Below are 26,353 nucleotides of genomic sequence, written 5' to 3'. Positions count from 1 at the left end.
CCGGGACCGGCCCGCGCACACCGCGCCACCCGTCACTGGGACAATGCCGAGGTGAGCGACGTACGGCATGTACTGGTGCTGCCCGACCGGGACGCGGCCGAGGAAGTGGCCGCCGAACTGGAGGCGCGCCTGGATCTGAGCGAAGAGCCGGAGCTCGTGCGGGACGCGCTGGCCGGCGAGGACGACGCCGAGGACGCCCAGTGGCTGGTGGTGCTCGAAGATCCCGACGGCCTCCACGACCCCGCCCTGCTCGACTCCCTCGCCGCCGCACACGAAGGCTGGCTGGAGCGCGACTGACCCCGCCCCCGCCCGGCCGGCGGCCACCCGCCGCGGATGCCGGGCCGCCACAGGACGGAAGGGAACGGCGACGGGTCCGCCCGGCCCGTTCCGGCGCCCCGGCCCCCTGCCCGGAAGCGGGGACAGGCGGCATCGGGGCGCCGTCGTCCGCCCCCGGACTGCCACGCCGCGTCACCACGGCGGGCGTCCCGTCGGGCCTGTCCACGAGTGCCAGCTCCCCGTGCCGGTCCGTACGCGCGACCAGCACCCCGGCCGCGGCCAGCGTCCCCAGCGTCTCGCGGGCCGGATGCCCGTAGGGGTTGTCCGACCCGGCCGAGACGAGCGCCACCCGGGGCCGCAGACGCCGCAGCAGCTCCGGGTCCTGGAACCGGGACCCGTGATGGGCGACCTTCAGCACATCGACCCGGGGCAGATCGGGGCGCTGGGCCAACAGGGCCTGCTGCGCGTCAGGTTCGAGGTCACCCGGCAGGAACACGCTCAGCCCTCCCGTGCGGACGAGCAGGGTGACGCTCGCATCGTTGGCCCCCGCCCCGCCCTCCTCCGACCCACCGCCCCAGCCGGCACTCCCTGTCCCGCCCACGTTTCCGGCCGCGCTGCCGCCCGGGGCGCCGTTCCCCCCGACGGTGCCGGACGGTGGCAGGGGCCATACGACCTCCCAGCGCAGATCCCCGTTCCGGCCCCGCTCCCCGGCGTACGCGGCGGTCACCGGTACCCCGGCCTCCCGCGCCGTCCTGCGCACGAACGCGGCCTGGTCCGCCGGCTGCGCCAGCCCCGTCGTCCGGATCTCCCCCACTCTCCGCCCCCGCAGCACACCTGGCAGCCCCGCCACATGGTCGGCGTGGAAATGGGTGAGCACCACCAGCGGCACCGACCGCACACCCAGCCCGCGCAGGCACCTGTCCACGGCGCGGGGCTCCGGGCCGGCGTCCACCACCACGGCACCGCCCCCGCCGCCGCGCCCCGCGTCCGCCGCGAGCACCAGGGCGTCCCCCTGCCCCACGTCGCAGGCCACCACCCGCCAGCCCACCGGCGGCCATCCCGTGAACGGCCGCACCAGAGGCGCCGGCCGCACCAGCGCCACCAGCAGTGCGAGCGCGCCAACGGCACACAGCCACGGCCTGCCCGGCAACCGCAACCGGACCACGACCAGCCACAGCACGACCGACACCACCGCAAGCCCCAGCGCCCCCGCCCACGAACCGGGCCAGCTCATCTCCGCACCGGGCAGTGACGCACCCGTCCGCGCGATCTCCGCGATGGCCTCCACGGGCCAGCCCGCCAGCCACGCGCACCCTTTCGCCACCGGCATCCCGAACGGCGCCGCCACCAGCGCCGCGAACCCGAGCACCGTGGCCGGTGCGACGGCGAACTCCGCCAGCAGATTGCACGGCACCGCCACCAGGCTCACGTGCGCGGCCAGCACGACGACCACCGGCGCACACACCGTCTGTGCCGCAGCCGCGGCTGCCAGCGCCTCCGCCAACCGCCCCGGGCACCCTCTGCGCCGCAGCCCCGCCGACCAGCGAGGCGCCAGCGTCAGCAGGGAGCCGGTGGCCAGCACGGAGAGCAGGAAGCCGAAGTCCCGAGCCAGCCAGGGGTCGTAGAAGAGCAGCGCCAGCACCGCGGCGGCGAGCGCGGGCAGCAGCGACCGCCGCCGCCCGGTACCGATCGCCCAGACGGTGATCAGCCCGCACGCCGCCGCCCTCAGCACGCTCGGCTCCGGGCGGCACACCACCACGAAACCCAGCGTCAGCAAGGCCGCCACCACCGCCGTGGTACGCAACGGCAGACCGAGCCGGGGCGCCAGCCCCCGCCGCTCCGCCAGGTGCGCGATCCCCGGCGGACCGATGAGCAGCACCAGCAGGATCGAGAGGTTGGCCCCGCTCACAGCCGTCAAATGCGTCATGTCGGTGGCGCGGAAGGCCTCGTCCAGCTCCGGGCTCAGCCGTGAGGTGTCCCCGACCACCAATCCCGGCAGCAGCCCTCGCGCGTCCTCCCCCAGGCCATCGCTCGCCTTGCGCAGCCCCGCCCGCAGCTCTCCCGCCGCCCGCTGCACCGCAGTCGGTCCGGCCATCACCTCGGGCGGCCCCGGGCCCGCGCGCAGTACCGCCGCCACGTCCTGGCCGCCCGGCCTGTCACCGGCGGGGGGCATCATTTCCGCCCGCATCCGCAACCGCGTGGAAGGCAGCAGCCGCAGCCACGCCGTGCGCGTACGCGCGGTGGCCCCGTCCGTCCTGACCAGCAGCAGCACCGGTGTCCGCACCCGGGTGCGGACACCGCCCGCATCCGTGAGGGTGTCCGCCTGGGCGCGCACCATGATCAGCCCCGACGACTGCTGTGCTCCCCGCACCCGCGGCCTGAGCGCACGCGGGTCCTCTTGCACGGTCACCTCCACCGTCGCCGCCGCCCGGCGCTGCGCCAGCTCGGGCAACGGCCCCCTGTGCAGATCCGCCGCATGCAGGGCGGCGGTGCCGCCTGCAGCCGCCGCGCACAGCAGGCTGACCGCAGCACCTGCCAGCAGCCTCCGGTCGCCCAGGAGGCCTGTTCGCCGGGTCGCGTTGCGCGCGGCTCGCGGGGCTGCGGACGGTGCCGGTGGCGGCGCCGCTGCCGACGGTGCCCCCTGCCCTTGCGCCGCCGCCGCTGGCGGGGCCGGACCGGAGGAGTCGGACACCGCTCCCGGCCCGCTGGACGATCCGGGCTGCCCTCCCCGCACCACCGGGACAACTGGCGCCTCCGGGGCAGCCGAAACCGCTGGAGCCGCCGCAGCCGTCCCAGCAGCCGCAGCCGTCGCCCCAGTGTCGTCCCGGCTCATCCTCACGAACGCCGCGCCCAGCAGAAGCAGTCCGGCGAGAGCGCATACGGCGGTGCCCATCGCCGCCCGCGTGCCCGAGGCGCCCAGGGCCAGGGCTGCGGCGGCCCAGGCCGCGAGCGCCGGTACGACCAGCCGCAGATCCTGCGGTTCCTCCTTCCCTGGCCCATGGTCCGCGGACTCCCCGGGTGGGAGCTCGCCACACGGGGTGGTCCCTCCTCCGGCGCCCGGGCCGCGTTCGCCGGTCGGCGCGCTGCCCGAAGCCCGGGTGTGTGCATCGGCGGACGGCCGCCGGACGTCCGGGCCGGAGAGCTGCCGGCGGCTCACGGCGTCACCATCGGTTTGATGTCGGCGAACCGTTTGTCGCCGATGCCGTCGACATCCTTGAGCTGATCGACCGAGGTGAATCCACCGTGCTGGGTGCGGTAGTCCACGATGTGCTGGGCCAGCACCGGGCCGACCCCCGGCAGGGTCTCCAACTGTTCCGGGGTGGCCGAACTGAGGCTGATGGGAGTACCCGGCGCACCACCTGCGCCGCCGGCCGCGGGCCCTGCGGCGGCCCCCGGTGCGGGTGCCGCGGCAGCCCCTGCCTTCCCCGGTTCCCCCACCACGATCTGTTCGCCGTCCACGAGCAGCCGCGCCTGGTTGAGGCCCTCGGTGTCGGCGCCCTTGCGGAGACCGCCCGCCGCCTCGATGGCATCGGTCACCCGGGAGCCGGCCGGCAGCCGGTGGATGCCGGGCTCGCGCACTTTCCCCGAGACGTCCACCACGAGGCGTTTGCCGGGCGAGGCCCCTCCCGCAGCTCCGGGGCCGCCCGGGCCTCCGGGGGCGGGGGCTCCACCGGGCACAGGCACTGGGGAGCCGTCCGGACCGGGCTGCCGGGTCGCGCCCTCCCCGGGCGCGGCTCGCGGCGTACTCGGCACGGCGACACCCTGGGGCCGCCCCGTCCAGAAGTGGTGCACCGCGAAACCGATCCCGACCAGCAGCACCAGGACGACCGCGATCAGCGTCTTGGGCTCGATCCCGCACCGCAGCCGCAGCCAGAGCGGCAGCCGGTCCTCCAGCGCCAGGGACCACCGCTCACGCAGCGGAAGCCGTGACCGTTCCTCGTCCTCCCCGGCCTTCCCCTTCTCCTCGGGTCGCTCCGCGAAGAAGCGCTCACCCAGGCGGCCCGCCAAGGCGCCGTCGGCATCCCCGCCGTCACCATTCGACGCGCTCCGGTGCGGAGCCGCCACCCGGATCTCCACCGGGCGGGGCTCATCCTCGGCCGGCCGTGCGCCCTGCTCCTCCTCGTCCCCAGGCCCGGCCATGGCACCGTGCTTCCCCGCAGGCCATGGAGGAGCCTGCACAGGGCTGCTCAAGGACCCTGATCCCCGGAGCGGTTCGGCACCGTCCGGTGCCGGCGCGGGATCGCCCCGCAACAGGACTGCCGCGCTGGGCGTACCCGGCAGCGGCGACGGTCCCCGCATCGCCGTACGCTCCCGCCGGGCACGCTCCTGGCTGCGGCGCACCGCTTCGCGTGCCATGGCGACGGCCTCGGCGCGGGGCGGGGCGGGCGTGTCCGGATCGGGCACGGGTCGTTCGACAAGGGGCCGGGTCCTGGCCGTGGGCCGGGGCACGTCGGCCTCATCAGCAGGCGGCTCGGCGAGGAGTGATCGGGCGCGCGTGGCGGCCGTGCCGGGGCCCGGCACCGTTCGTCGCGTGCGACGCTGCAGCCGATGCGCTCCCCGGCGGCCGGGCCCCGTACCGGAGTTGGCCCTGGGCCCCCGGGGCGGGCGGCGCGACGGCAGCCGCCGAGTCCCCCTTCTTCCGGCCCCGACCCCGCCCTCGGCCCGGGCCGAGGGCTCTACGCCCCCGGGCCCCGGCCCCACGTCACCGTCAACGTCACCGCCCCAGTCCCGTTCCCCGCCCTCCTCCCCCGGAAGACAGGTACCGCCGCCGAGGCCCGCTCCCCCACCGCTCCCGGCTCCCGCTCCCCCGTCGCGCGAGGGCGGCCCCAGTGGAGAAGAAGGAGGGGCCGACGGAGACAGGGCCGGGCCGGCCCTCTCCCCCTCAGCGGCCACCAGCCCTGCCCGGCCCCCGGTCCCACGACCCGCACGTGCTTCCACTCGCTCGCTCATGGAAAGGACCGTAGGCAGTCCCGCACGAGTGCAATGATCTTGCTGAATTCCGGTGGATAGCCCGCGAGTTGTGGAAAACCCGCTCACTCACCTGAGTGACAGCACGGCTCCCAACAGCCCCGGCCCGGTGTGGGCGCCGATCACAGCACCGACCTCGCTGACGTGGAGCTCGCGCAGACCGGGAACGCGTTCGCGGAGCCGCTGGGCGAGCTGGTCCGCGCGTTCGGCGGCGGCAAGGTGGTGCACGGCGATGTCCACCCGCGCCTCCCCCGCCCGCTCCAGGACGATCTCCTCCAGCCGGGCGATGGCCCGGGAGGCCGTGCGGACCTTCTCCAGCATCCCGATACGGCCGTCCGCGATCTCCAGCAGGGGCTTGACCGCGAGGGCCGAACCCAGCAGCGCCTGGGCGGCGCCGATACGGCCGCCCCGGCGGAGGTAGTCGAGGGTGTCCACGTAGAAGACCGCCGAGGTGCGTTCGGCGGTCTTGGTGGCGGCGGAGACGGCCTCGTCCAGGGAGCCGCCCGCCTCGGCCGTCTCGGCCGCGGCCAGGGCGCAGAAGCCGAGGGCCATGGCGACCACCCCGGTGTCGACGACCCGCACCGGTACGGGCGCGTCCTTGGCGGCCCGTGCCGCGGCGTCGTACGTCCCGGAGAACTCGGCGGACAGGTGCAGCGAAACGATCCCCTCGGCGCCGGAGCCGGCGGCGGCCCGGTAGGCGCGGGCGAACATGTCCGGGCTGGGCCGCGAGGTGGTGACGGGGCGGCGCTCGCGCAGGGCGGTGGCCAGTGAGCGCGCGGAGATCTCGGTGCCCTCCTCCAGCGCCTCGTCGCCGAGGACGACGGTCAGCGGAACGGCCTCGATCCGGTGCCGCCGCAGCGCCTCTGGCGGCAGATAGGCGGTGGAGTCGGTGATGATCGCGAGGCGGCCGTGCATGGAACGGAGGGTATCGGGCGGGTGAAGGGGGCCGGTCAGGAGGCACTCCGCGGGGGGCGCTTGCCGAACGGCTGGGCCGAGCGCCGTCGGTCGGCCGTCGGGTCGGTCAGCGACGGGTCGAGCTGCTGCCCCGAGGGGCCCAGCTCGGGCTGCGCCGGCCGCTGACGGGAGAACGACGCTGAGGACGGCGAGGAGGACGACGAAGAAGACGGCGACGAGGAGGACGAGGAGGCGGAAGAGTGCCCCGTGGCACCGTCCCCCGGGGTGCCGGCACCGGGTGCCTGGCCGGGGGCCGGCTCGGAGACCCAGTGGCGGAGTGCGCCCGTCTCGATGTCGATCCGCCCGCGCAACTCGGCCAGCTCCTCGTCGTCGAACTGGCGTGCGCGGTCCTGGGCCGCGAACCGGAGGGCGTCGGCGGACTCCTTGATGTGCCGCATCCGCTCGCGGGCCTCGGGCAGCCGGGCGGCGAGCCGCGCGCGGTCGGGCTCGCGCTCCATCAGCAGCCGCAGTTCGCCGTCGAGCCGGCGGGCGTGCTCGTGGAGCTGGTCGAGCAGGCTGACCGCCTCGGAGAGGCCCGGATCGGCGGAGGCGCCCGCTTCCAGGGCGGCGCGCGTGCCGTCGATGGAGGAACGCAGCTCCAGCCGGATCCGCGCCGCCTCGCCGACCGGCCCGGGCTGCGCCGAGCGCGCCTTGAGGGTGGTCTCCTCCACCGTGCGCCGCACCTGCGCGCCCGTACGCTCCACGCCCCGTTTGACGGCCCGCACGGTACGTACCGTGGCGATACCGCCGAGGACGAAGAAAGCCAGCAAGAGCACCAGCACGATGACGACTCCGACGTCCACAGGTCGCTCCTCGGGTCCGTTACTGGCGGCGTCTGTCGTTTCAGCGTAAACGGGCGGGGGCGGCTCAGGGTTCCGAGTGAACCCTGAGCCGCCCCCGTTACATCCCGTAAGGGCTGCCCTTCCCGGGCCGGCACGGCCCGGGAAGGGCCCGGTTCCGGTCTCAGGCCGGCACGATGTTGACCAGCTTGGGAGCCCGGACGATCACCTTGCGCACCTCGGCGCCGCCCAGCGCCTTGACGATCGCCGGCTCGGCCAGCGCCGCGGCCTCCAGGTCGGCCTCCGACACGGAGGGCGAGACCTCCAGCCTGGCCTTGACCTTGCCCTTGATCTGCACGACGCAGGTGACCGTCTCGTCCACCAGGTAGGCGGGGTCGGCGACGGGGAAGTCCCGGTAGACGACCGTCTCGTCGTGGCCCAGCCTGCGCCACAGCTCCTCGGCGATGTGCGGGGCCAGCGGGGCGACCAGCAGCACCAGCGTCTCGGCCACCGAGCGCGGCACCTCGCGCAGCTTGGTGACGTGGTTGTTCAGCTCGGTGATCTTGGCGATGGCCGTGTTGAAGCGCAGCCCCGCCATGTCCTGGGTGACGCCGTCGATCGCCTTGTGCACGGCACGCAGGGTGGCCTCGTCCGGCTCGGTGTCGACGACGGTGACCTCGCCACTCGCCTCGTCCACGACGTTCCGCCACAGCCGCTGGAGCAGCCGGAACTGTCCGACGACCGCTCGGGTGTCCCAGGGCCGGGAGACGTCCAGCGGGCCCATGGCCATCTCGTAGAGGCGCAGGGTGTCGGCGCCGTACTCCGCGCAGATCTCGTCCGGCGTGACCGCGTTCTTGAGGGACTTGCCCATCTTGCCCAGCAGCCGGCTGACCTTCTCGCCCTGGTAGTAGTACGCGCCGTCGCGCTCCTCCACCTCGGCGGCCGGTACGGCGATCCCGCGCGCGTCCCGGTAGACGTACGCCTGGATCATGCCCTGGTTGAAGAGCCGGTGGAACGGCTCGGAGGACGAGATGTGCCCCAGGTCGTACAGCACCTTCGACCAGAAACGGGCGTACAGCAGGTGCAGCACGGCGTGCTCCTGGCCGCCCACGTACAGGTCCACACCGCCGTGCGGCATGCCCTCGCGCGGACCCATCCAGTAGCGCTCGGCCTCCGGGTCGACCAGCCGCTCGTCGTTGTGCGGGTCCAGGTAGCGCAGCTCGTACCAGCAGGAACCGGCCCAGTTGGGCATGGTGTTGGTCTCACGGCGGAAGCGCCGCGGCCCCTTGCCGTCGCCCAGGTCCAGGGTGACGTTGACCCACTCCTCGTTGCGGGACAGCGGGGTCTCGGGGGAGGTGTCGGCGTCGTCCGGGTCGAAGGTGCGCGGCGAGTAGTCCTCGACCTCCGGCAGCTCCAGGGGCAGCATCGACTCGGGCAGCGCGTGCGCGATGCCGTCCTCGTCGTAGACGATCGGGAAGGGCTCGCCCCAGTACCGCTGCCGGCTGAACAGCCAGTCGCGCAGCCGGTAGTTGACGGTGCCCTCGCCCAGTTCGTGCTCCTCCAGCCAGCGGCGCATCCGCTCCTTGGCCTCGGCCACGCCCAGGCCGTCCAGGCTGATGCCGTGGTTGGCGGAGTTGACCAGCGTCGCGTCGTAGGAGCTGAAGGCGTCCTGCCAGGCGGCCGGGTCCAGTCCGCGGCCGTCGGTGGGTTCGACGACACAGCGCATCGGCAGCTCGAAGGCGCGCGCGAACTCGAAGTCGCGCTGGTCGTGCGCCGGGACCGCCATGATCGCGCCGGTGCCGTAGCCCATCAGCACGTAGTCCGCGATGAAGACCGGGACGCTCTCCCGGCTGACCGGGTTGGTGGCGTAGGCGCCGGTGAAGACACCGGTCTTGTCCTTGGCCTCGGCCTGGCGCTCCACGTCGGACTTGGCCTCCGCCTGTGCCCGGTAGGCGGCGACGGCCTCGGCGGGCGTCGCGTAGCCGCCGGTCCACGCCTCACGCGTGCCCTCGGGCCAGACGTCCGGCACGACGGAGTCGACCAGCGGGTGCTCGGGGGCCAGCACCATGTAGGTGGCACCGAAGAGGGTGTCCTGGCGGGTGGTGAAGACGTCGATGTGCTGGTCGCCCAGGGGGAAGGCGATACGGGCGCCCTCGCTGCGGCCGATCCAGTTGCGCTGCTGGAGCTTGATGGCCTCGGGCCAGTCCAGCTCGTCCAGGTCCTCCAGCAGCCGGTCGGCGTAGGCGGTGATCCGCATGTTCCACTGGCGCAGCTTGGCCTTGAAGACGGGGAAGTTGCCGCGCTCGGAACGGCCGTCCGCGGTCACCTCCTCGTTGGCCAGGACGGTGCCCAGGCCGGGGCTCCAGTTGACCGGGGCGTCGGAGGCGTAGGCCAGCCGGTACTCGCCCAGCAGGTCGGCCCGCTCGCGTTCGCTCAGCTCGTGCCACGGCCCCCAGCCCTCGGGGGTCTCACGGGCGCCGGAGGCGAACTGCTCGACCAGTTCGGCGATGGGGCGGGCCGCTTTCGCCTCGGGGTCGTACCAGGAGTTGAAGATCTGGAGGAAGATCCACTGGGTCCAGCGGTAGTACTCGGGGTCGATCGTGGCGAAGGACCGCCGCTGGTCGTGGCCCAGGCCCAGGCGGCGCAGCTGCGCCTTCATCTGGACCATGTTGGCCTCGGTGGAGACGCGCGGGTGGGTGCCCGTCTGGACGGCGTACTGCTCGGCGGGCAGGCCGAACGCGTCGAAGCCCAGCGTGTGCAGCACGTTGTGCCCGGTCATCCGGGAGTAACGGGCGTAGACGTCGGTGGCGATGTAGCCCAGCGGGTGCCCGACGTGCAACCCCGCACCCGACGGGTACGGGAACATGTCCATGATGAACTTCTTCGGGAGCGCCGTCCGGGCCGGCTCACCGCCCAGCGGACCGTCCCCCGGGTTGGGCGCCTCGTAGGTGCCCTGCTTCTCCCAGAAGTCCTGCCAGCGTGCCTCGATGTCGGCGGCCAGCGCCGCCGTGTAGCGATGGGGGGCCGCGGTCTCGGCGGCGGTGGTCGTCTCGCTCATCGTCCTCAAAGCTCCATCGGTCGTCTCTGCCCAGCGCTCCTGAAATGAAAAAACCCCTCGCACAGGAGGGGGAGCCGCGCCGATTCCGGTCCGCCTCCGTCACGGAGGGGCCGGCGGTGGTTCAGCGCGGCTCGCTAAGCAGAAGGCGTACGGCACGCATAGGGCACAGGGTACCGCACACCCCCGGACCCCCATCCTGGAGGCGACCGACCCCTGGGGGCGGCTCCATGAGAAACGGAAGAGGCGAGGCAGTCGCGCTCTGCGCGGTGCCTCGCCTCTCACTGCTGTGGAGCTAAGGAGAATCGAACTCCTGACCTCTTGCATGCCATGCAAGCGCTCTACCAACTGAGCTATAGCCCCGAGTGCTGGTCCGCCGGGGTTTTCCCCGCGGCGGCTCCGCCAGCTTACACGGGGTGCACCGCCTTCTGCCAAATCGGTTCCCTCACCGCTGCGGCCCGCGGCCCGGGCGGCCGGTCGGGGCGCAGGCCGGCCGGTACTGTCGGGCCCGTGAGCACGTTGCTACAGACCGCCGAACGCACAAGGTCACAGGCGCTCCGGGCACATCTGCTGCGACGGCCGGTCACGCTCGCCGCGGCCCTGTGCATGGTCTCCTTCGCCGCCTTCTGGGCGGCCCAGCGCACCGCCGACGTCTCGATGATCGACCTGATGGTCTACCGCGCCGAGGGCTGGGCCGTACGCGACGGACGCGATCTGTACGCCATGCGCGCCACCGCCGCGGAGCTGCCCACCACCTACCCGCCGTTCGCCGCGCTGCTCTTCCTGCCGCTGACACTGCTCGACGTGCCCGGGATGCGGGCTCTGGCGACCTTCGGCAACCTCGGCCTGCTGCTGGCGGTGATCCATCTGACGCTGCGGCTGCTGGGCCGCCCGCTGCGCGCCCCGCGTGCCGCCGCCACCTTGCTGATCGCCTCGGCGGCCGTGTGGTGCGAGCCGGTGTGGACGACGCTGCGCTACGGGCAGATCAATCTGCTGCTGGCCGTCCTGGTGCTGTGGGACCTGACCCGGCGCAGCGGGCACCGCTGGGCGGGCGTCGGCATCGGGGTGGCCGCGGGCATCAAGCTCACCCCCGCGCTCTTCGCCGTCTTCCTCGCCCTGTGCGGTCTGGTGCACGGCTGCCGGCTGCTGCGCCGCACCGGGCGGGCCGCCGCCCTGTGGAACCCCTGGCTGCGGCAGGCGGCCGTCGCCGCGGCGGCGTTCACGGCGACCGTGGCGCTGTCCGCGCTCGTACTGCCGCACGACTCGCGGCGCTTCTGGGGCGAGGCGGTCTTCCAGTCCGGCCGGGTCGGCCGGACGGAGATCACGGACAACCAGTCGCTGAGCGGCGCCGTCGCCCGGCTGCTGCACACCGGGGACCCCGGCTGGGTGTGGGCCGTCGTCGCGCTGGCCGCCGCCGTGCTCGGCCTGGGCGCAGCCGTGGCGGCTGCCCTGGCCGGCGAGCGGCGCCTGCCGCACGCGCCCGCCTGGGGGGCCGTCGCCTGCGCCGTCACGGCGCTGCTGATCAGTCCGATCTCCTGGTCGCACCACTGGGTGTGGTGCGTGCCGCTGCTGCTGTTGCTGGGCGCCGACGCACAGCGGCACGGCTGCCGCCGCCGGCTGGGCGCCGCGGCGGTGGGCGGCGTGGTCTTCTTCTCGTACGCGCTGTGGTGGGTACCGCGCGACGCGGACGCGGCCCGCGCTCCCGAACTCGACCAGAGCGCACCGCAGATGCTGCTGTCCGCCGCCTATCCGCTGGCCGGGACGGCGTTCCTCGTCCTGACGGCGGTGGTGGCGCTGCGCGCGCTGCGCCGCCGGCACACGTCACCGGAGACGGGGACGACGCCCGCGGCGGCACCCGCGGCTCAGGCCGTGGCGAAGGAGTAGAAACGTTTCAAGGTGCAGTGCGCTTCGAGCAGACGACCGTAGATCGGCTCACCGTCCAGCTCACGGTAGGTCTCGATCGGGTCGCCTTTTATGATCAGCGCCCGCGCACAGTCCTCGCACCAGTACTGGTACGCGGTGTTGACCGGCTCCATGTCACGCACGATCGGGGTGCCGCTGCCGCACCAGTCGCACTTCCTGCTGTGGGCACCCATCGCTCACTCAGCTCCAGATATGGCCGCAAGCCGTGCACACGTAGGACACTCCTCCATTGTCGCCGAGCACTTGGGCGACGTTCGCCGAACCGCAGGACGGGCACTGGAGGTTGCCCGAAACCTCACCGGGACGCTCCAGACGGGGTGGGAGCCGACGGGGCGCGTCTTCGGCACCGTCCGGGCCGAGGTCCGTCGCCGACATCGCACTCGTCCCTCCCCTTTTGGCCTGCCCCCTCCCAGCCGTCACGATTCTGCCACGTTCCGCCGTCCGATCTAAGGCCCGGTCAGCGATCTTCGGCGGAAGCGTGCGCCCGTTCCGTGTCAGAGCGTTTACCCCGTCCGCGCCCGGTTCAACAGCCCGGCCACCACGCGGTTTCGCGCTCCCGCGGCGGAGGCGGCGGCAAGCGCCCTCCCGCACCCGATGCCGGACGGCACCCCGGCCATCCGTCACCCGTTCGAGGGAAGCGGAGGCGAGTGCGCAACCCTCCACTCTGTGACGGAAGCTGACGGCCCGTCGGGCCCAATCGGCCCGCAGCGGCCGGGTGTGGACGCGCCGTCAGCGCACGTCCGTGAGGCGTCGGCGACCGGCTGCGTTTTCCCAAGGACGCCGCTTCGGCGGCTGCTTCGAGGGGGCTGCCGTGGTGCGGCGCGGGAGAGCGGGCACGGGGCCGCCACCGGTACGGAACCAGGGGCGGCAAGAAGCGGGCTCATGCCGATACACAGAAAACGAGGCGGCTCACGTTTCCGTGAGCCGCCTCGTTTCTCGTTTCTGTGGAGCTAAGGAGAATCGAACTCCTGACCTCTTGCATGCCATGCAAGCGCTCTACCAACTGAGCTATAGCCCCGCGCTCCGGCGCCGGAGCGCCGCGAACGAGAAGTAGCTTAGCCGGTGACCGGCCGAAATGAGAAATCGGCCGCCGGGGCCCGGCCCGGCTCAGTCGTCGTCGCCGAGCACCGGCTCGGGCAGGCTGCCCGCGTTGTGCTCCAGCAGACGCCAGCCGCGCACCGTCTCGCCCAGTACCGACCAGCTGCAGTTCGACAGCCCGCCCAGGGCCTCCCAGGTGCCCGACGGCAGGCCGATGAGCCGTCCGATGGTGGTGCGGATGGTGCCGCCGTGGCTGACGACGACGAGGGTGCCGCCGTCCGGCAGCTTCTCGGCGCAGCGCTCCACGACGGGGGCCGCGCGGTCGGCGACCTCCGTCTCCAGCTCGCCGCCGCCCCGCCGGACCGGCTCACCGCGCTTCCAGGCGGCGTACTGCTCGCCGTAGCGGGCGACGATCTCCTCGTGGGTGAGCCCCTGCCAGTCGCCCGCGTACGTCTCCCGCAGCCCCTCGTCGTAGGTGACGTCGAGCCCGGTGAGCGCCGCCAGTTCGGCGGCGGTGGCGACCGTGCGCCGCAGGTCGGAGGCGACGATGGCGTCCGGCCGCAGCGCGGCGAGCAGCCGCGCCGAGCGCCGCGCCTGGTCGAGCCCCGCATCGGTCAGCGGGATGTCCGTGGTGCCCTGGAAGCGCCGCTCCAGGTTCCAGGCCGTCTGGCCGTGCCGCCACAGGACGATCTTGCGGTTCCTGACCGCTCCCGTGCCGTTCAGCGCACACCTCCGTCCAGATCATCGCCCTGTCCGGCGCCCGCCGCCGTGGCGCTCGCGTGCTCGGCGGCCTTGCCGCGCGTCGCCCGGGCGTCCTCGGGCAGCTCCAGCTCGGGGCAGTCCTTCCACAGCCGCTCCAGCGCGTAGAAGACCCGCTCCTCGCTGTGCTGGACGTGCACGACGATGTCGACGTAGTCCAGCAGGACCCAGCGGCCCTCCCGCTCGCCCTCACGGCGTGCGGGCTTGGCGCCCAGCTCCTTGAGCAGCCGCTCCTCGATCTCGTCGACGATGCCCTTGACCTGGCGGTCGTTGGGCGCGGAGGCGAGCAGGAAGGCGTCGGTGATGGCGAGCACGTCGCTTACGTCGTGGGCGACGATGTCGTGTGCGAGCTTGTCGGCAGCCGCCTGGGCGGCGACGTTGATCAGCTCGACGGAACGGTCCGTGGCGGTCACAGGCAAGGCTTTCGGATCGGAAACATGTCGTATTCCAGGGTCTCACGGCCACGCGGCGGGCTTCAGCCCTTATCGGCACGCCCGGCAGACCCCGGCGGGCAGGGGACGGTCCACGGCCGGTGGCCGGCCGCGGACCGGGCGGGACCGGGGCCGGTCACCCTTCGTAGTCGGCGCCGAGGATCACGGTGACGTCCGTGTTGCCGCTGCCGTCGGCCTTGCGGACGGCGCTGCCGGGCAGGCCCAGTGTCTTGGCGACCTCCACGGCCTTGTCCCGCTGGGCCGCCTTCACGTACCCGACCACCGAGGTGGCGTGCGTACCGCCCGTGCCGCCCTTGACGACGGTGTAGCCGGCGTTCACCAGGGCGGCGGAGGCGGCGTTGTCCAGGCCGGGCTTGCCCGTGGCGTTCTTCACGCTGACCCGGGGGGCGGCGTCGGGGTCGGAGTTCTTGACGCTGCCGCCCAGGACCTTCCCCACGACCTGGTCGCTGACCTGCTCGCTCAGCGTGCCGTTCGGCTGCACGGGCAGCACCTGGGTGCGGTAGTCGCCCTTCTTCACGTGGGTGGCGAGTTTTGCCAGCGAGGCGCCGAGCTGGGACTCGGAGAGCGAGGGGTCGGGGATCTGGCCGAGCGACTCGACGGTCTTGGTCGCGGCGCCCGGATCGGTGGAGATCTTCTTGAGGACGGCCTGCATGACCTGCCCGAACCGGGCGAGCTGCTTGTCCTGGGGTTCGCCCTGCGCCCGGTAGGTGGCGTAGGCGACGGCGGTCCGGCCGTTCAGGCTCTGCTCGGCACCCTGTTCGACCAGGGGCGCGGCACCCTTCTTCTTGCCGGGCACGGTGGTGTCGGTGTCCACGTCGATGCCGCCGACCAGTTCGACGAGGTTCTCCAGGAATGGGGTGTCCAGGCGCCAAGTGCCCTCGATGTCCGCGCCCAGCAGTGTGTTCAGCGCGTCCCGGGTGGGGCCCGCGCCCTGGTCGTCGACGGACTTGCCGAGCGTGGTGGTGGTGCCGTTCTCCGTGGAGACGGCCAGGGAATTGGGCAGCAGCACGGTGGTGCCCTGGCCGGCGCCCTCGTTGTCCACCAGCAGCGCCGTCGAACTGGTACCGCCGCGCTCGCGCAGGTGCACCACGATGACGTCCCGCTGGGTGCCCGCCGCCGCCTGGCCCTTCTCGTCCCCGCCGCCCAGGCCCGGCAGCATGCCCGCGTACCACAGGTAGCCGACGCCGCCCGCCACGACGAGCGCGAGGACGACGACGAGCGCCACGACGCGGTTGCGGCCCCGGCGCCGGGCCTCCTCACGGCGTTCGGTGCGCGACTCGGTGAACTTGAGCCAGTCGATGACGTCCTCGGAGTCGTCGCTGGACTCCTCGACGAAGGAGAACTGCTCGGTGCGGTAGTCGCCCTCTTCCCCCTGCTGCCCCGCCGTCTCCTCCCCCTGGCCGCGCTCTCCCCCGGCGGGCTGCTCCCCCGCGGGCCGGCCGGCGCTCCGCTGACCGGGTACATGCGGCTGGGCAGCGTACGGCCCGGCGGTGTGCTGCGCGGGCTGCGGCTCGGCGGTGTGCTGCGCCGGCGCGGTCTGCTGTGCGGCGTACGGTCCCGGGTCCTGCGGCGCGGCGGCGTACCCCTGTTCGCCGTACTGGCCCTGTCCGGGCAGCCACGCCTGCTGCTGGGCCGTCTGCGTGGCCTCGTGGGTCCCGTGCTGCTGCGCTTGCTGCTGACCGTAGGCCGCCGGGTACGAGGCGGCGTCGTACGGGCTGTAGGAGGCGGGGTCCTGGTAGGTGCCGTGCGGTGCGTAGGCGCCGCCCTGCTCCCCGGTGCCGCTCTGCGCCGCGTACGGGTCGTAGGCGCCCTGGTCGTAGCCGCCCTGCTGGGGTGGCTGCGCGGAGGCGTACGGGTCGTAGGCGCCCGTGCCGGGGCCGTAACCCTGTCCGCCGGGGTGGGAACCGTCCTGCGGCGTCTCCTGCCGGTAGACGGGCCTGCCGTACTCGTCGTAACCGATGATCTCCGGCTGACGTCCGTACGGGTCGTATCCGTAGCCGTCGCTCACGCCCGCGACTCCCCCTCCGGGCCGCCCGTGTACAGCGCGCGCTTGCTGATGTAGCGCACGACGCCGTCGGGGACCAGATACCAGACCGGGTCGCCGCGCTCCACCCGTGCCCGGCAGTCCGTGGAGGAGATGGCGAGCGCCGGCACCTCCACCAGGGAGACGCCGCCCTGGGGCAGCCCCGGGTCGGCCAGCGCGTGCCCCGGCCGGGTGACGCCGATGAAGTGGGCCAGCGAGAACAGCTCTTCGGTGTTGCGCCAGCTGAGGATCTGCGAGAGGGCGTCGGCACCCGTGATGAAGAACAGATCCGTCTTCGGGTTGGCCTCGGCCAGCTCGCGCAGGGTGTCGATCGTGTACGTCTTGCCGCCCCGGTCGATGTCGATGCGGCTGACGGAGAACTGCGGGTTCGACGCCGTCGCGATGACCGTCATCAAATAGCGGTCCTCGGCGGGCGAAACCTTCCTGTGGCTCTTCTGCCACGGCTGCCCGGCCGGCACGAACACGACCTCGTCCAGGTGGAAGCGTGCGGCCACCTCGCTCGCGGCCACCAGGTGACCGTGGTGGATGGGATCGAAGGTGCCACCCATCACGCCGAGCCGCCGTTTAGCGGTGCCGGGCACAGAATCCTCGCCGTACTCTCCCATGCGGGCGGACTCTATCCTTAGTCGTCCGGGTGTCGTCCTGCGGCCGGTGGCCCGGCGCCGGGGCGGGTCCGCTCAGCGGTCCCGGTTGAAGCGCGTGGTGATCCACAGCAGCAGGAAGAGCGCCACGAGCGCGCCCCCGCCCGTCAGATAGGGGCTGAGGCTCTCGTGACCGCCCTCGCCGTGCTCGCCCCCCGAGGCGAGGGTCAGCAGGGCGTCGTGTGCGGTGCTGGGCAGAGTCATCGTCGGCGAAACCTATCCCGTGAGGCGCGGACAGTTGGCGTACCGCACATCCCCTCCGCACTGGGTGTGCGGCGTGAAGCTGTGCAGGCACATCGTAAGCGGCGCCCCTCGCGCCCCTCACTCCGACTCAGCCCACACGGGCTGAGTCGTCGGGGGCGGACGCAACGGGACGGCCCCGCTCCGCGTCCCACCCTCTAGTGTGGACAGCCCAGTCGAGGAGGGGGAACCACCATGACAGACGGCACGGGCGGTACGGAGCGCCTGCCGGGCCGCGAGAGGCGGCGCTTCCCGGGCATCTCGTCCCGGGCGTACGAACACCCGACCGATCGCTCGGCACTGGTGTCGCTGCGCAAGCTGAGCGGCTTCGACACGGCCGTCAAGGCGCTCAGCGGGCTGCTGCCGGAGCGCAGCATGCGGCTGCTGTACCTCTCCGACTCGGTGCGGGTCAGCGACCAGCAGTTCGCGCACCTCAACGCGATGCTGCGGGACGCCTGTTACATCCTGGACCTGGAGAAGGTCCCGCCGATGTACGTCACCCAGGACCCGAAGCCCAACGCGATGTGCGTGGGCATGGACGAGCCGGTCATCGTGGTCACCACCGGCCTGGTCGAGCTGCTCGACGAGGAGGAGATGCGGGCGGTGATCGGCCACGAGGTCGGGCACGCGCTCTCGGGCCACGCCGTCTACCGGACGGTACTGCTGTTCCTGTCGAACCTCGCCGTCAACATCGCCTGGATCCCGCTGGGCAGTGTCGCGGTGCGGGCGCTGATGGTGGCGCTGCGCGAGTGGTTCCGCAAGTCGGAACTGTCCGCCGACCGGGCGGGGCTGCTGGTGGGTCAGGACCTCCAGGCGTCGATGCGCGGCCTGATGAAGCTGGCGGGCGGCAACCACCTGCACGAGATGAACGTGGACGCGTTCCTGGCACAGGCCGAGGAGTACGAGGCGGGCGGCGACGTCCGCGACTCCGTCCTGAAGATCATGAACGTGATGCCGCGTTCGCACCCGTTCACCACCGTGCGGGCGGCGGAGCTGAAGAAGTGGGCGGCCAGCCGCGACCACCAGCGGATCATGGACGGCCACTACCCCCGGCGCTCGGAGGACAAGGACGCCTCGATACGGGACTCCTTCCGCGAGTCCGCCGACCACTACTCGGAGTCGGTGCGCACCAGCAAGGACCCGCTGATGGGCATCTTCCGCGACATCGCGGGCGGCGTCGGGGACGTGGGCAGCAAGCTGCGCGACACCTTCACGGGCGGCCGGAACCCGGGCGGCGGCCAGGGCGGCTCCGGCGGCGGCGCGAACGGCAGCTCGAACACGGAGAACTGAACCCCCGCCGACGGCCCGCCCCGCGGCACTCCGCGGCGCGGGCCGTCACCGTGTACGCACACCGTGTACGGCCCCGCGCTGTCGAGCCCGTCCGGACGGCGGCGCCGCGGCAGGCGGGCTGCTCAGCCCTCCTGGCGGGCGGGGTGCGCCGGCTTCGGCTGGGCGTCGGCCGCCAGCAGGCCGCACATCGAGGCGGTGGACCTGCCCCGCGCGAACGGGTCGGTCCCCGCCTTGCCCGCGTCCTTGGCCCGCTCACCGGCCAGCAGGGGGCTGAGCGTGTCCGAGGGGTCCTCGCCGCAGTTCATCGGCCCGACCCGCATGGAGACCTGCCGCAGTGAGACCCGGTGGTCCTGGAGGTCGGAGCGCTCGATGTGGAAGCGCACCTCCCGGCGTACGGAGAAGAGGGAGGCCGCCTTGTCGGCGTCCTTCCCCCGGCCGGCTTCGGTGGGGCGCAGGGCGTAGACGAAGACGTGGTCGGCGGTGACCTCCAGCGCGTTGGTGGCGACCTCCTGGGCGGTGAGGGTGCCCCGCACCCGCACCTGGTCGCTGGCCAGTACGGCCCTGGCCCGGTCGAAGCGGACCATCCAGGCCGTCGCCGCGTGCTTCCCGTCGTCGCGGGGGTCGTTCACGCTGCGGTCGAACTGCCGCTGCTGACGGGGGGCGAGCAGGGCCCGGACGGGCTGCACGGCGCCGGTGAGCACCTCGGGGTCGATGGAGCTCTCCACGATGTAGTCCTTGGCCGCCAGCAGCGCGGCCTGGACCTGGCTCTCGGAGAAGTGGTCGCTGCCCCGGACGGGGGCCGGCAGCGTCACCCCGTCGGCCCCTTTCGCGAAGCGCGCGGCCGGGCTGTGCGCGAACAGATCGGCCGGGGTGGCGCCCGGTACGGGATCGACGGGCGCCAGCGGCATGACCTCGCTGCGCAACGGTTCGTCACCGGCCCGCGGCGGGGTCCGGTAGGGGTTGCGTATGCCCATGTAGATGGCCGTGCCGAAGGCGATCACGATGAGCAGCACCAGGACGAGGCCCTGCCGGGAGAAGCCCAGCGCCGCCCGGCCCTCCCGCTCGGCATCCGAACGGGCGCGGACAGCGGCGTGCTCCTCGTCCTCCAGCCGTTCCTTGGCGGAGAACTCCTGGAGCCGCGCAGCCTTGATGAACGACTCGTCGAACACCAGTGATCGGTATTCGTCGTCGCCCCCGGGAGCCCCGTCGGGCATCCCGTCAGGAGGATCCACTCGCCCGGCCATAGCACCAGGGTAGGACCGGGCGGGGGAACGCAGACGGCGTGGTCCCGGACAACTTGCCGGATGGCCGGCGGGCTGTTCTCCTACGCCGGCCCGGCCGGTCCGCCGAGGGTGGCGTGGACGGACCCGGCGGTGCGCGCGGACGGACGCGGCGGTCCGCACCGACGGCTCCGGCGGTGTACGCGGTACGGCGACCGGCGTGCCCCGGTGTGCCCGCTGACGCGGGGTCCTCAGCCGCCGGGGGTGCCGGCGGAGACGCTCGGCAGCGCGTCCGGTTCGCTCGTCGGCTCCACACCGCTGGTGGCGGGTGGCGGCGCGGGCTCCTGGCGCTGGTTGGAGGCGCCGCGGTAGACGGCGGAGAAGGCCAGCGCCACCACGCCGATCCCCATCACCACGGCGAGCACCCAGGCGACGGGCCGCTGCCAGCTGCGGTGGCCCCGGTAGGGGCGTCCTCCGCCGCCCGCGCGGGGGCCGTGGGCACCGTGCAGGTAACCGAAGTCCGCCCCGTGCTCGTAGGCCGGCTCCAACTCGGGGGGCACGCCGTGCGGGCCGTACTCGCGGTACTCGGAGCGGTCGAAGCGCCCCTCGTCCTCCGGGTCGTCGTCGAAGCAGGGCTCGTCGTCCGCCGGATCGTCGGGCGGGAAGTCCTGCTTGGCGCGGGCGTAACCGGCGCTCTCGTCGAGGAGGCGCTGGCTGTCGCCTTCCGTCAGCTCGGCGTGGGACTGGGCGGAGGCGAGTATGCGCTCGGCCGCGCTGGGCTCGTGGACCTCGGCCGCCCGTACGAAGTCCTCGTCGAGCACCACGGACGCGAACTCGTCGTCCGCTGCCCCGTGGTCGCGGTACTCGGGCTCCTCGCCGTCCGGGAACGGCTGACCCCCCACGTCGTCCGGCACGCGATCCAGCGTAGACCCAGGCGGGCGATTTGGGCAGGGCCAGCGGAAATCGGGCGGGAAATCCCTCCCCCACCCCGCGGTGCCGGCCCCGCCCCGCCCGGTGCCCCGGGGTTCAGCGGCGGATGTGCCCGTCCCCGGTGACCACGTACTTCGTGGAGGTCAGCTCCGGCAGTCCCATGGGGCCGCGGGCGTGCAGCTTCTGCGTCGAGATGCCGATCTCCGCGCCGAAGCCGAACTGCGATCCGTCGGTGAACCGTGTGGAGGCGTTGACCATGACGGCGGCGGAGTCCACCAGTGCGGTGAAGCGGCGGGCCGCCGCGGTGTCGGTGGTGACGATCGCCTCGGTGTGGCCGGAGGAGTGCGTCCGGATGTGTTCGACGGCGGCGTCCAGCGAGGGGACGACGGCGGCGGCGATGTCGTAGGAGAGGTACTCGGCCGCCCAGTCGTCGTCGGTCGCGGGCACCACCGTCTCGCCGCCGGCCTGCTGCCACGCCTTGTCCCCGTGCACGGTGACGCCGGCCTGGGCAAGCGCGTCCAGGGCGCGCGGGAGGAAGGCGTCGGCGATGCCCTCGTGCACCAGGACCGTCTCGGCGGCGTTGCAGACGCTGGGCCGCTGGGCCTTGGAGTTGACGAGGATGGCCAGCGCGGTCTCCAGGTCGGCCCGCTCGTCCACGTACACGTGGCAGTTACCGGTGCCCGTCTCGATGACCGGCACCGTGGACTGTTCGACCACCGTCTTGATCAGCGAGGCGCCGCCGCGCGGGATGAGGACGTCCACCAGGCCGCGGGCGCGCATCAGCTCGGTGACGCTCTCCCGGCTCTGTCCGGGTACGAGCTGGACGACGTCGGCCGGCAGCCCCGCCTCGGTCACCGCGTCGCGGAGCACCGCCACCAGCGCGGTGTTGGAGGCGTGCGCCGAGGAGGAGCCGCGCAGCAGCACGGCGTTGCCCGACTTGAGGCAGAGGGCCGCCGCGTCCACGGTCACGTTGGGGCGCGCCTCGTAGATGATGCCGACGACCCCGAGGGGGACGCGGACCTGGCGCAGTTCCAGCCCGTTGGGGAGCGTCGAGCCGCGCAGCACCTCGCCCACCGGGTCGGGGAGGGCGATCACGTCCCTCACGTCCGAGGCGATGGCCGCGACCCGCTCGGGGGTGAGGGTGAGCCGGTCGACGACCGACTCGGGGGTGCCCGCGGCGCGGGCCGCCGAGACGTCCTCGGCGTTGGCGGTGACGATCTCGTCGGTGCGCGCGGTGAGCGCGTCGGCGATCGCCGCGAGGGCCGCGTCGCGCAGGGTGCGGGGTGCCGGAGCGAGGTCGGCCGCCGCCGTCCGCGCGCGGCGGGCCGCTTCGAGGACGGGGCTGTCCGTGGTCTGGGGTGCGCTCATGGCGCGCATGGTAGCCGGGGCGCGTGCGGTGGCGCCCCGGCGTCTCACGGGCTGCGGGACGCCTCCGGCAGCCGCCTACGCCGGGTGCTGCGGCCCCATGCTGGGGGCTGCGGCCCCATGCCGGGGGCTGTGCCTCCGGTGATCAGTACCGGCCGTACCGGCCATGCGTACCGGAATCACCACGGGCTGTGCGTCCCGGGGTCAGAAGGGGTGCACTCCGACCCGGCTGGCGGGCGGGGGGCCGTAGCCCTCGGCGACGCGCTGCTGGTAGGTCCGGCGGCCGATGACCTCCAGGCCGACGATCTCCCAGGGCGGCAGTCTCGCTGTGGACCGGTGTTCGCCCCACAGCCGCAGTGCCACGGCGGCGGCGTCGTGCAGGTCGCGCGCCTCCTCCCAGTAGCGGATCTCCGCGTGGTCGTTGGCGTACCGGCTGGTGAGCAGGAACGGGTGGTCGTGGGCGAGCTGTTCCAGCGCGCGCCGCACCTCGCCCAGCGGCGCCTCCTGGCCGGCGACGCTGAGCGTGATGTGCCAGAGCCGGGATGCGGCTCGTTCCTCGGGCTGGGGAGAAGACGCCATGTCGACGCTGGCCAGTCGTCTCACCGGTGGCCTCCTGGAGTGGTGCTGGTGTGTGCGGCGAGGAGGGCGCGTGCACGTGCGAGTGCACGTGCCGCGCGCACCGCCCGAGTCAAAGTTGACCAGTCCGGGCGCCCGCGCGGGGCGGTTTTGCCGAAGGTGTCCATGGAAAGGCTGGACTTTTTCCCCGCCGCCCGGGTACGGCACCGCCCACACGTACGAGCCGGCCGGTGTGCTCAGGGGCGCAGCACCACCAGATCGTCACGGTGGACGACCTCGCGCTCGTAGGCCGGGCCCAGCTCCCTGGCCAGCTCGTACGTGGAGCGGCCCAGCAGCCGGGGCAGCTCTCTTGCGTCGAAGTTCACCAGCCCGCGGGCGACCGCGCGGCCCTCGGAGTCGCGCAGCTCCACCGGGTCGCCGGCCGAGAACTCTCCCTCGACCCCGGCGATGCCGGCGGGCAGCAGCGAGGTGCGGCGGTCCACCACGGCGCGGACGGCGCCGTCGTCGAGGGTGAGCGCGCCGGTGGGCGCGGAGGCGTGCGCCAGCCACAGCAGCCGTCCGGCCGCCCGCCGCCCGGTGGGGTGGAAATAGGTGCCCGTCCCGCGCCCGGCCAGCGCGTCGGCGGCGTGCACGGCGGAGGTGAGCACCACCGGGATGCCCGCCCCGGCCGCGATGCCCGCGGCCTCCACCTTGGTGACCATGCCGCCCGTGCCCACCCCGGCACTGCCCGCGCTGCCGATGTCGATGCCCTCCAGCTCGGCCGGGCCGCGCACCTCGCCGATGCGCCGGGTGCCGGGGGTGGCCGGATTGCCGTCGTAGAGCCCGTCGACGTCGGAGAGGAGGACGAGGAGGTCGGCGCGGACCAGATGGGCGACGAGGGCGGCGAGGCGGTCGTTGTCCCCGAAGCGGATCTCGTCGGTGGCCACCGTGTCGTTCTCGTTGACGACGGGCACGGCGCCCATGGTCAGCAGCTGGTCGAGGGTGCGGTATGCGTTGCGGTAGTGGGCGCGGCGGCTGGTGTCGTCGGAGGTGAGCAGCACCTGGCCGACGCGGCGGCCGTAACGGGCGAAGGACGCGGTGTAGCGGGCCACCAGCAGCCCCTGGCCGACACTGGCGGCGGCCTGCTGGCGGGCGAGGTCGCGGGGCCGTTTGGTGAGGCCCAGCGGCGCCAGGCCGGCGGCGATGGCGCCGGAGGAGACCAGCACTATCTCGCGGTCGGGGCGGGCGGCGTGGGTGGCGAGGACGTCGACGAGGGCGTCCACCCGGTCGGCGTCCAGCCCGCCGGCGGCGGTGGTCAGCGAGGAGGAGCCGACCTTGACGACGACGCGGCGCGCCTCGGCCACCGCCCGCCGCTCCTGTCCCTCACCCTGGGTGACCGTCTGCTCGGTCCGCTGCCGCGCGGTGCCCGTCCCGCGCCCCTGTGCCGTCTGCCCTGCCACGCCCGTTACGCACCCCTCGTACCGTGCCCGCCGCGGCGTGGGACGGGGCGCGGCTGTGCGCCCGCGAACCGGTGTGTCCGCCACGGATCCTCCGTCGCAATCTACGTCAGCGCTGGTCCGGGACGCTCATCCGTTTCGCTCGGTGGACGGGTGAGGATGGTTACCTTTGACCCCGTAAGCACGTATCCCGGGCCGGGGAAGATTGTCACTTGACCCGCGGGCGGCATACGGTCAGGGGTCGACTCTGGCCACCGTCACCGGCCACCCCTTCAGCAGACCTTCGATCTCCATGCCAGGAGCCCAGCCCGTGCCCTCTGCCGGACTCTCCACACGACGCGCCGTGCAGCTCGCGGCGCTGCTCGCGCTGGCGGTGTTCTACACCGCACAGCTGGCGGGCGCACTGCTGCCGAACGTGCCCGTCTTCGTCACCGCCTCGCTGGCGGGCCTCGCGCTCGACCTGTACCTGACACACCAGCAGCCGGGGCTGCTGGCGCTCCTCGGGAAGGTCCGCTTCGACGTCACGACGAGACAGCTGCTGCGCGACATGCTGATCGTCATCGGACTGGTCCGGATCCCCGACGTCCCGCCGGACATCGAACGTCCGCTGACCCTGCTGCTGCTTTTCGTCTACGCCGCGCACTTCCTGTGCCAGGCGGTGGCCCAGCTCGTCCGCCGCAGCCGCACCCTGCCGGTCGTCACCCGCAACATCGACGCGACCGCGCTCAACCTCACCAACGCGCCCTCCCGGCTGCTCGCCCGGCAGCCCAGCCGCCGGCTGCTGCGCTTCTCCATCCCCGGCACCCTCGGGCTGATGCTCACCGCGGGCCTCTCCCAGCAGGAGTGGGGCCTGGTCGGCGTGGGCTGCTCGTTCCTGCTGTCGCTCGGCAGCGCCTTCTACCTGGCCACCTGGCTGCTGCCGAAGAAGCGCGCCAGGAGCGAGCAGGAGGTGCTGGCCTGGCTCGACAAGTGGCTGGCCGACTACCGGCCGACCGTCGGCATGTACTTCTCCGGCGGGACGACCAGCGCCTACCAGGCCAACATGTGGCTGGGCACCCTGGCGGACCTCGACGGCCGGCCGCTGATCGTGCTGCGGGAACGCTTCATGGTGCAGAAGATCGACGCCACCGACATCCCGATCGTGTGCATCCCCAAGGTCGCCCACCTCATGCGGCTGGAGCACTCCACGCTGCGGGTGCTGATCCACCCGGCGAACTCCGGCAAGACCTCCCAGGTGCTGCGCATCCCCACCATCAAGCACGCCTTCATCAACCACGGTGAGTCGGACAAGCTCTCCTCCTGCAACCCGTACGCCAAGGCGTACGACGAGGTGTGGGTGGCCGGTGAGGCGGCCCGCGAGCGGTACGCGCTCGCCGAGGTGGGCGTGGACGACAACGACGTGGTCGAGGTCGGCCGTCCCCAGCTGAGCCCCATCCAGCACGCCGACGAGCGGGCAGCCGCCCCCCGCAGCGCGTACACGACCGTGCTGTACGCCCCCACCTGGGAGGGCTGGGACGGCAACCCGGGCAACACCTCGGTGGTGCTCGCCGGTGAGAACATCGTCCGGCACCTGCTGGCCGACCCGAAGGTCCGCCTGCTGTACAAGCCGCACCCGATGACCGGCTCGGTCGACCCCCGGGCGGGCGCCGCCGACCAGCGCATCCGCGCCATGATCACGCAGGCCAACGCCGAGCGCGGCAGCGGCCGGCGCGACGCGGAGGCCGTGGCTGAGCTGGAGCGCCGCACGGCGGAGCTGGACCGGGTCACGACCACCGCGTTCCGTGCCAGTGCGGACGAGATGGAGCGGATGAAGGTCCAGGGCGCCCCGGAGGAGGGCAACGCCGACCGGGTGCGCGCCGCGACCGAGGCGTGGGAGGCCGCCTACTGGGCCTCCTTTCCCGAGTCGGAGCACCAGATCATCACCGGCCCCCGGCCGGCGATCTTCACCTGCTTCAACCAGGCCGACCTGCTGATCTCGGACGTCTCCTCCGTCGTCTCGGACTACCTGAGCAGCGAGAAGCCGTACGCGGTGGCCAACACCAGCGGGATGACCGAGGAGGAGTTCCGGGCGACCTTCCCGACCGTTCGGGCCGGTACGGTGCTCACGCCCGACGCGAAGCAGGTCCCGGCGCTGCTGGAGACGGTGCGCGATCCGGCCAAGGACACCCTGGTGCAGGCGCGCAAGGAGCTCAAGCGGCATCTGCTGGGTCCCTCCGACCCGCCCTCGCTGGTCCGGTTCAACGCCGCGGCGCTCAAGCTGGCCGCGGAGGCGGACGCCCGCAACGCGCGCGTCGCGCGGCGTACGGCCGAGATCCCCGGCCAGCGGGAGACGAACCAGGGGGCCGAGGAGTCCGAGCTGGAGGCGCCGGGTGCCGCCGACCCGGAGGACGCGGTCACGACGTGAGGA

The 26,353-nt window shown here is 73.1% G+C and carries 20 protein-coding genes, 2 tRNA genes and 1 pseudogene; 4 read left to right on the top strand and 19 right to left on the bottom strand.

Annotated elements, in window-relative coordinates:
- Positions 1–51 precede the first annotated feature (51 nt).
- On the top strand, positions 52–297 hold the full coding sequence (locus tag IO40_RS39030) for a hypothetical protein (protein ID WP_030408517.1): 246 nt from the start codon (positions 52–54) through the stop codon (positions 295–297).
- 421 nt (positions 298–718) lie between these two features.
- On the opposite strand, the pseudogene IO40_RS39895 reads toward IO40_RS39030, so the two are convergent.
- From IO40_RS39895 to IO40_RS0125430, 6 genes and pseudogenes are all read right to left on the bottom strand, one after another.
- Positions 719–2,371 (bottom strand): annotated as a pseudogene (locus IO40_RS39895) (ComEC/Rec2 family competence protein); the annotation flags it as partial.
- A 1,058-nt stretch (positions 2,372–3,429) separates the two neighbouring features.
- Complete coding sequence (locus IO40_RS34070) at positions 3,430–4,416, bottom strand: ComEA family DNA-binding protein (protein ID WP_016468932.1); 987 nt, start codon at positions 4,414–4,416, stop codon at positions 3,430–3,432.
- A gap of 897 nt (positions 4,417–5,313) precedes the next feature.
- Positions 5,314–6,159: a DegV family protein gene (locus IO40_RS0125445; protein WP_030408514.1), complete on the bottom strand. Its 846-nt coding sequence runs from the start codon at positions 6,157–6,159 to the stop codon at positions 5,314–5,316.
- A gap of 35 nt (positions 6,160–6,194) precedes the next feature.
- The gene (locus IO40_RS34065) at positions 6,195–7,001 is read right to left on the bottom strand and encodes a hypothetical protein (protein WP_033229724.1); all 807 of its coding nucleotides are present in this window, start codon (positions 6,999–7,001) and stop codon (positions 6,195–6,197) included.
- A gap of 160 nt (positions 7,002–7,161) precedes the next feature.
- On the bottom strand, positions 7,162–10,035 hold the full coding sequence (gene leuS / locus IO40_RS0125435) for a leucine--tRNA ligase (protein WP_031176205.1): 2,874 nt from the start codon (positions 10,033–10,035) through the stop codon (positions 7,162–7,164).
- Positions 10,036–10,322: 287 nt separating this feature from the next.
- Positions 10,323–10,395, bottom strand: a tRNA-Ala gene (locus IO40_RS0125430).
- On the opposite strand from IO40_RS0125430, the gene IO40_RS0125425 reads away from it, so the two are divergent.
- Positions 10,363–11,916, top strand: coding sequence for a glycosyltransferase 87 family protein (locus tag IO40_RS0125425; RefSeq protein WP_174500710.1), 1,554 nt, complete (start codon positions 10,363–10,365; stop codon positions 11,914–11,916). The genes IO40_RS0125430 and IO40_RS0125425 overlap by 33 nt on opposite strands.
- Here IO40_RS0125425 and IO40_RS0125420 read toward each other — a convergent pair.
- From IO40_RS0125420 to IO40_RS38035, 8 genes are all read right to left on the bottom strand, one after another.
- Entirely contained in the window at positions 11,895–12,128 is a 234-nt protein-coding gene (locus IO40_RS0125420; protein ID WP_016468937.1) for a hypothetical protein, read from the bottom strand. The genes IO40_RS0125425 and IO40_RS0125420 overlap by 22 nt on opposite strands.
- Before the next feature lie 7 nt (positions 12,129–12,135).
- Entirely contained in the window at positions 12,136–12,330 is a 195-nt protein-coding gene (locus IO40_RS39890) for a hypothetical protein (protein WP_078565664.1), read from the bottom strand.
- A gap of 570 nt (positions 12,331–12,900) precedes the next feature.
- A tRNA-Ala gene (locus IO40_RS0125415) sits at positions 12,901–12,973 on the bottom strand.
- An 89-nt stretch (positions 12,974–13,062) separates the two neighbouring features.
- Positions 13,063–13,716, bottom strand: a complete 654-nt coding sequence (locus tag IO40_RS0125410; protein ID WP_030408511.1) for a histidine phosphatase family protein — start codon at positions 13,714–13,716, stop codon at positions 13,063–13,065.
- A complete protein-coding gene (gene rsfS / locus IO40_RS0125405) occupies positions 13,713–14,165 on the bottom strand; it encodes a ribosome silencing factor (protein ID WP_031176203.1) in 453 nt (150 codons plus the stop codon). The genes IO40_RS0125410 and rsfS overlap by 4 nt, the downstream gene beginning before the upstream one ends.
- A 154-nt stretch (positions 14,166–14,319) precedes the next feature.
- On the bottom strand, positions 14,320–16,212 hold the full coding sequence (locus IO40_RS0125400) for an LCP family protein (RefSeq protein WP_031176202.1): 1,893 nt from the start codon (positions 16,210–16,212) through the stop codon (positions 14,320–14,322).
- On the bottom strand, positions 16,209–16,853 hold the full coding sequence (gene nadD / locus IO40_RS0125395) for a nicotinate-nucleotide adenylyltransferase (RefSeq protein WP_016468941.1): 645 nt from the start codon (positions 16,851–16,853) through the stop codon (positions 16,209–16,211). The genes IO40_RS0125400 and nadD overlap by 4 nt, the downstream gene beginning before the upstream one ends.
- Before the next feature lie 72 nt (positions 16,854–16,925).
- The gene (locus IO40_RS38035) at positions 16,926–17,093 is read right to left on the bottom strand and encodes a hypothetical protein (RefSeq protein WP_016468942.1); all 168 of its coding nucleotides are present in this window, start codon (positions 17,091–17,093) and stop codon (positions 16,926–16,928) included.
- Positions 17,094–17,324: 231 nt separating this feature from the next.
- On the opposite strand from IO40_RS38035, the gene IO40_RS0125385 reads away from it, so the two are divergent.
- Complete coding sequence (locus IO40_RS0125385) at positions 17,325–18,419, top strand: M48 family metallopeptidase (RefSeq protein ID WP_016468943.1); 1,095 nt, start codon at positions 17,325–17,327, stop codon at positions 18,417–18,419.
- A gap of 122 nt (positions 18,420–18,541) precedes the next feature.
- Here IO40_RS0125385 and IO40_RS0125380 read toward each other — a convergent pair whose 3' ends face one another.
- The 5 genes from IO40_RS0125380 to proB form a co-directional block, all read right to left on the bottom strand.
- A complete protein-coding gene (locus tag IO40_RS0125380) occupies positions 18,542–19,663 on the bottom strand; it encodes an SCO2583 family membrane protein (protein WP_031176201.1) in 1,122 nt (373 codons plus the stop codon).
- 227 nt (positions 19,664–19,890) lie between these two features.
- Positions 19,891–20,553 carry an SCO2584 family spore wall biosynthesis protein gene (locus IO40_RS0125375; RefSeq protein WP_033229722.1) on the bottom strand — a complete coding sequence of 221 codons (663 nt, stop codon included), beginning with the start codon at positions 20,551–20,553 and terminating at the stop codon, positions 19,891–19,893.
- Positions 20,554–20,665: 112 nt separating this feature from the next.
- Positions 20,666–21,946 (bottom strand): glutamate-5-semialdehyde dehydrogenase, encoded by a 1,281-nt coding sequence (locus IO40_RS0125370; protein ID WP_016468946.1) that lies wholly within the window; start codon positions 21,944–21,946, stop codon positions 20,666–20,668.
- Between the two features lie 192 nt (positions 21,947–22,138).
- Complete coding sequence (locus IO40_RS0125365; RefSeq protein WP_225841818.1) at positions 22,139–22,513, bottom strand: hypothetical protein; 375 nt, start codon at positions 22,511–22,513, stop codon at positions 22,139–22,141.
- Positions 22,514–22,746: 233 nt separating this feature from the next.
- Positions 22,747–23,853 carry a glutamate 5-kinase gene (proB, locus tag IO40_RS0125360; protein WP_031176198.1) on the bottom strand — a complete coding sequence of 369 codons (1,107 nt, stop codon included), beginning with the start codon at positions 23,851–23,853 and terminating at the stop codon, positions 22,747–22,749.
- A gap of 403 nt (positions 23,854–24,256) precedes the next feature.
- On the opposite strand from proB, the gene IO40_RS0125355 reads away from it, so the two are divergent.
- Complete coding sequence (locus IO40_RS0125355) at positions 24,257–26,350, top strand: hypothetical protein (RefSeq protein WP_016468949.1); 2,094 nt, start codon at positions 24,257–24,259, stop codon at positions 26,348–26,350.
- Positions 26,351–26,353: the final 3 nt, after the last annotated feature.

Source organism: Streptomyces albus subsp. albus, from assembly GCF_000725885.1.
In the GTDB taxonomy this organism is placed as follows: Bacteria; Actinomycetota; Actinomycetes; order Streptomycetales; family Streptomycetaceae; genus Streptomyces; species Streptomyces albus.
Note: the sequence above shows the minus strand (reverse complement) of the source record. Positions and strands in the feature narration are given on the sequence as shown.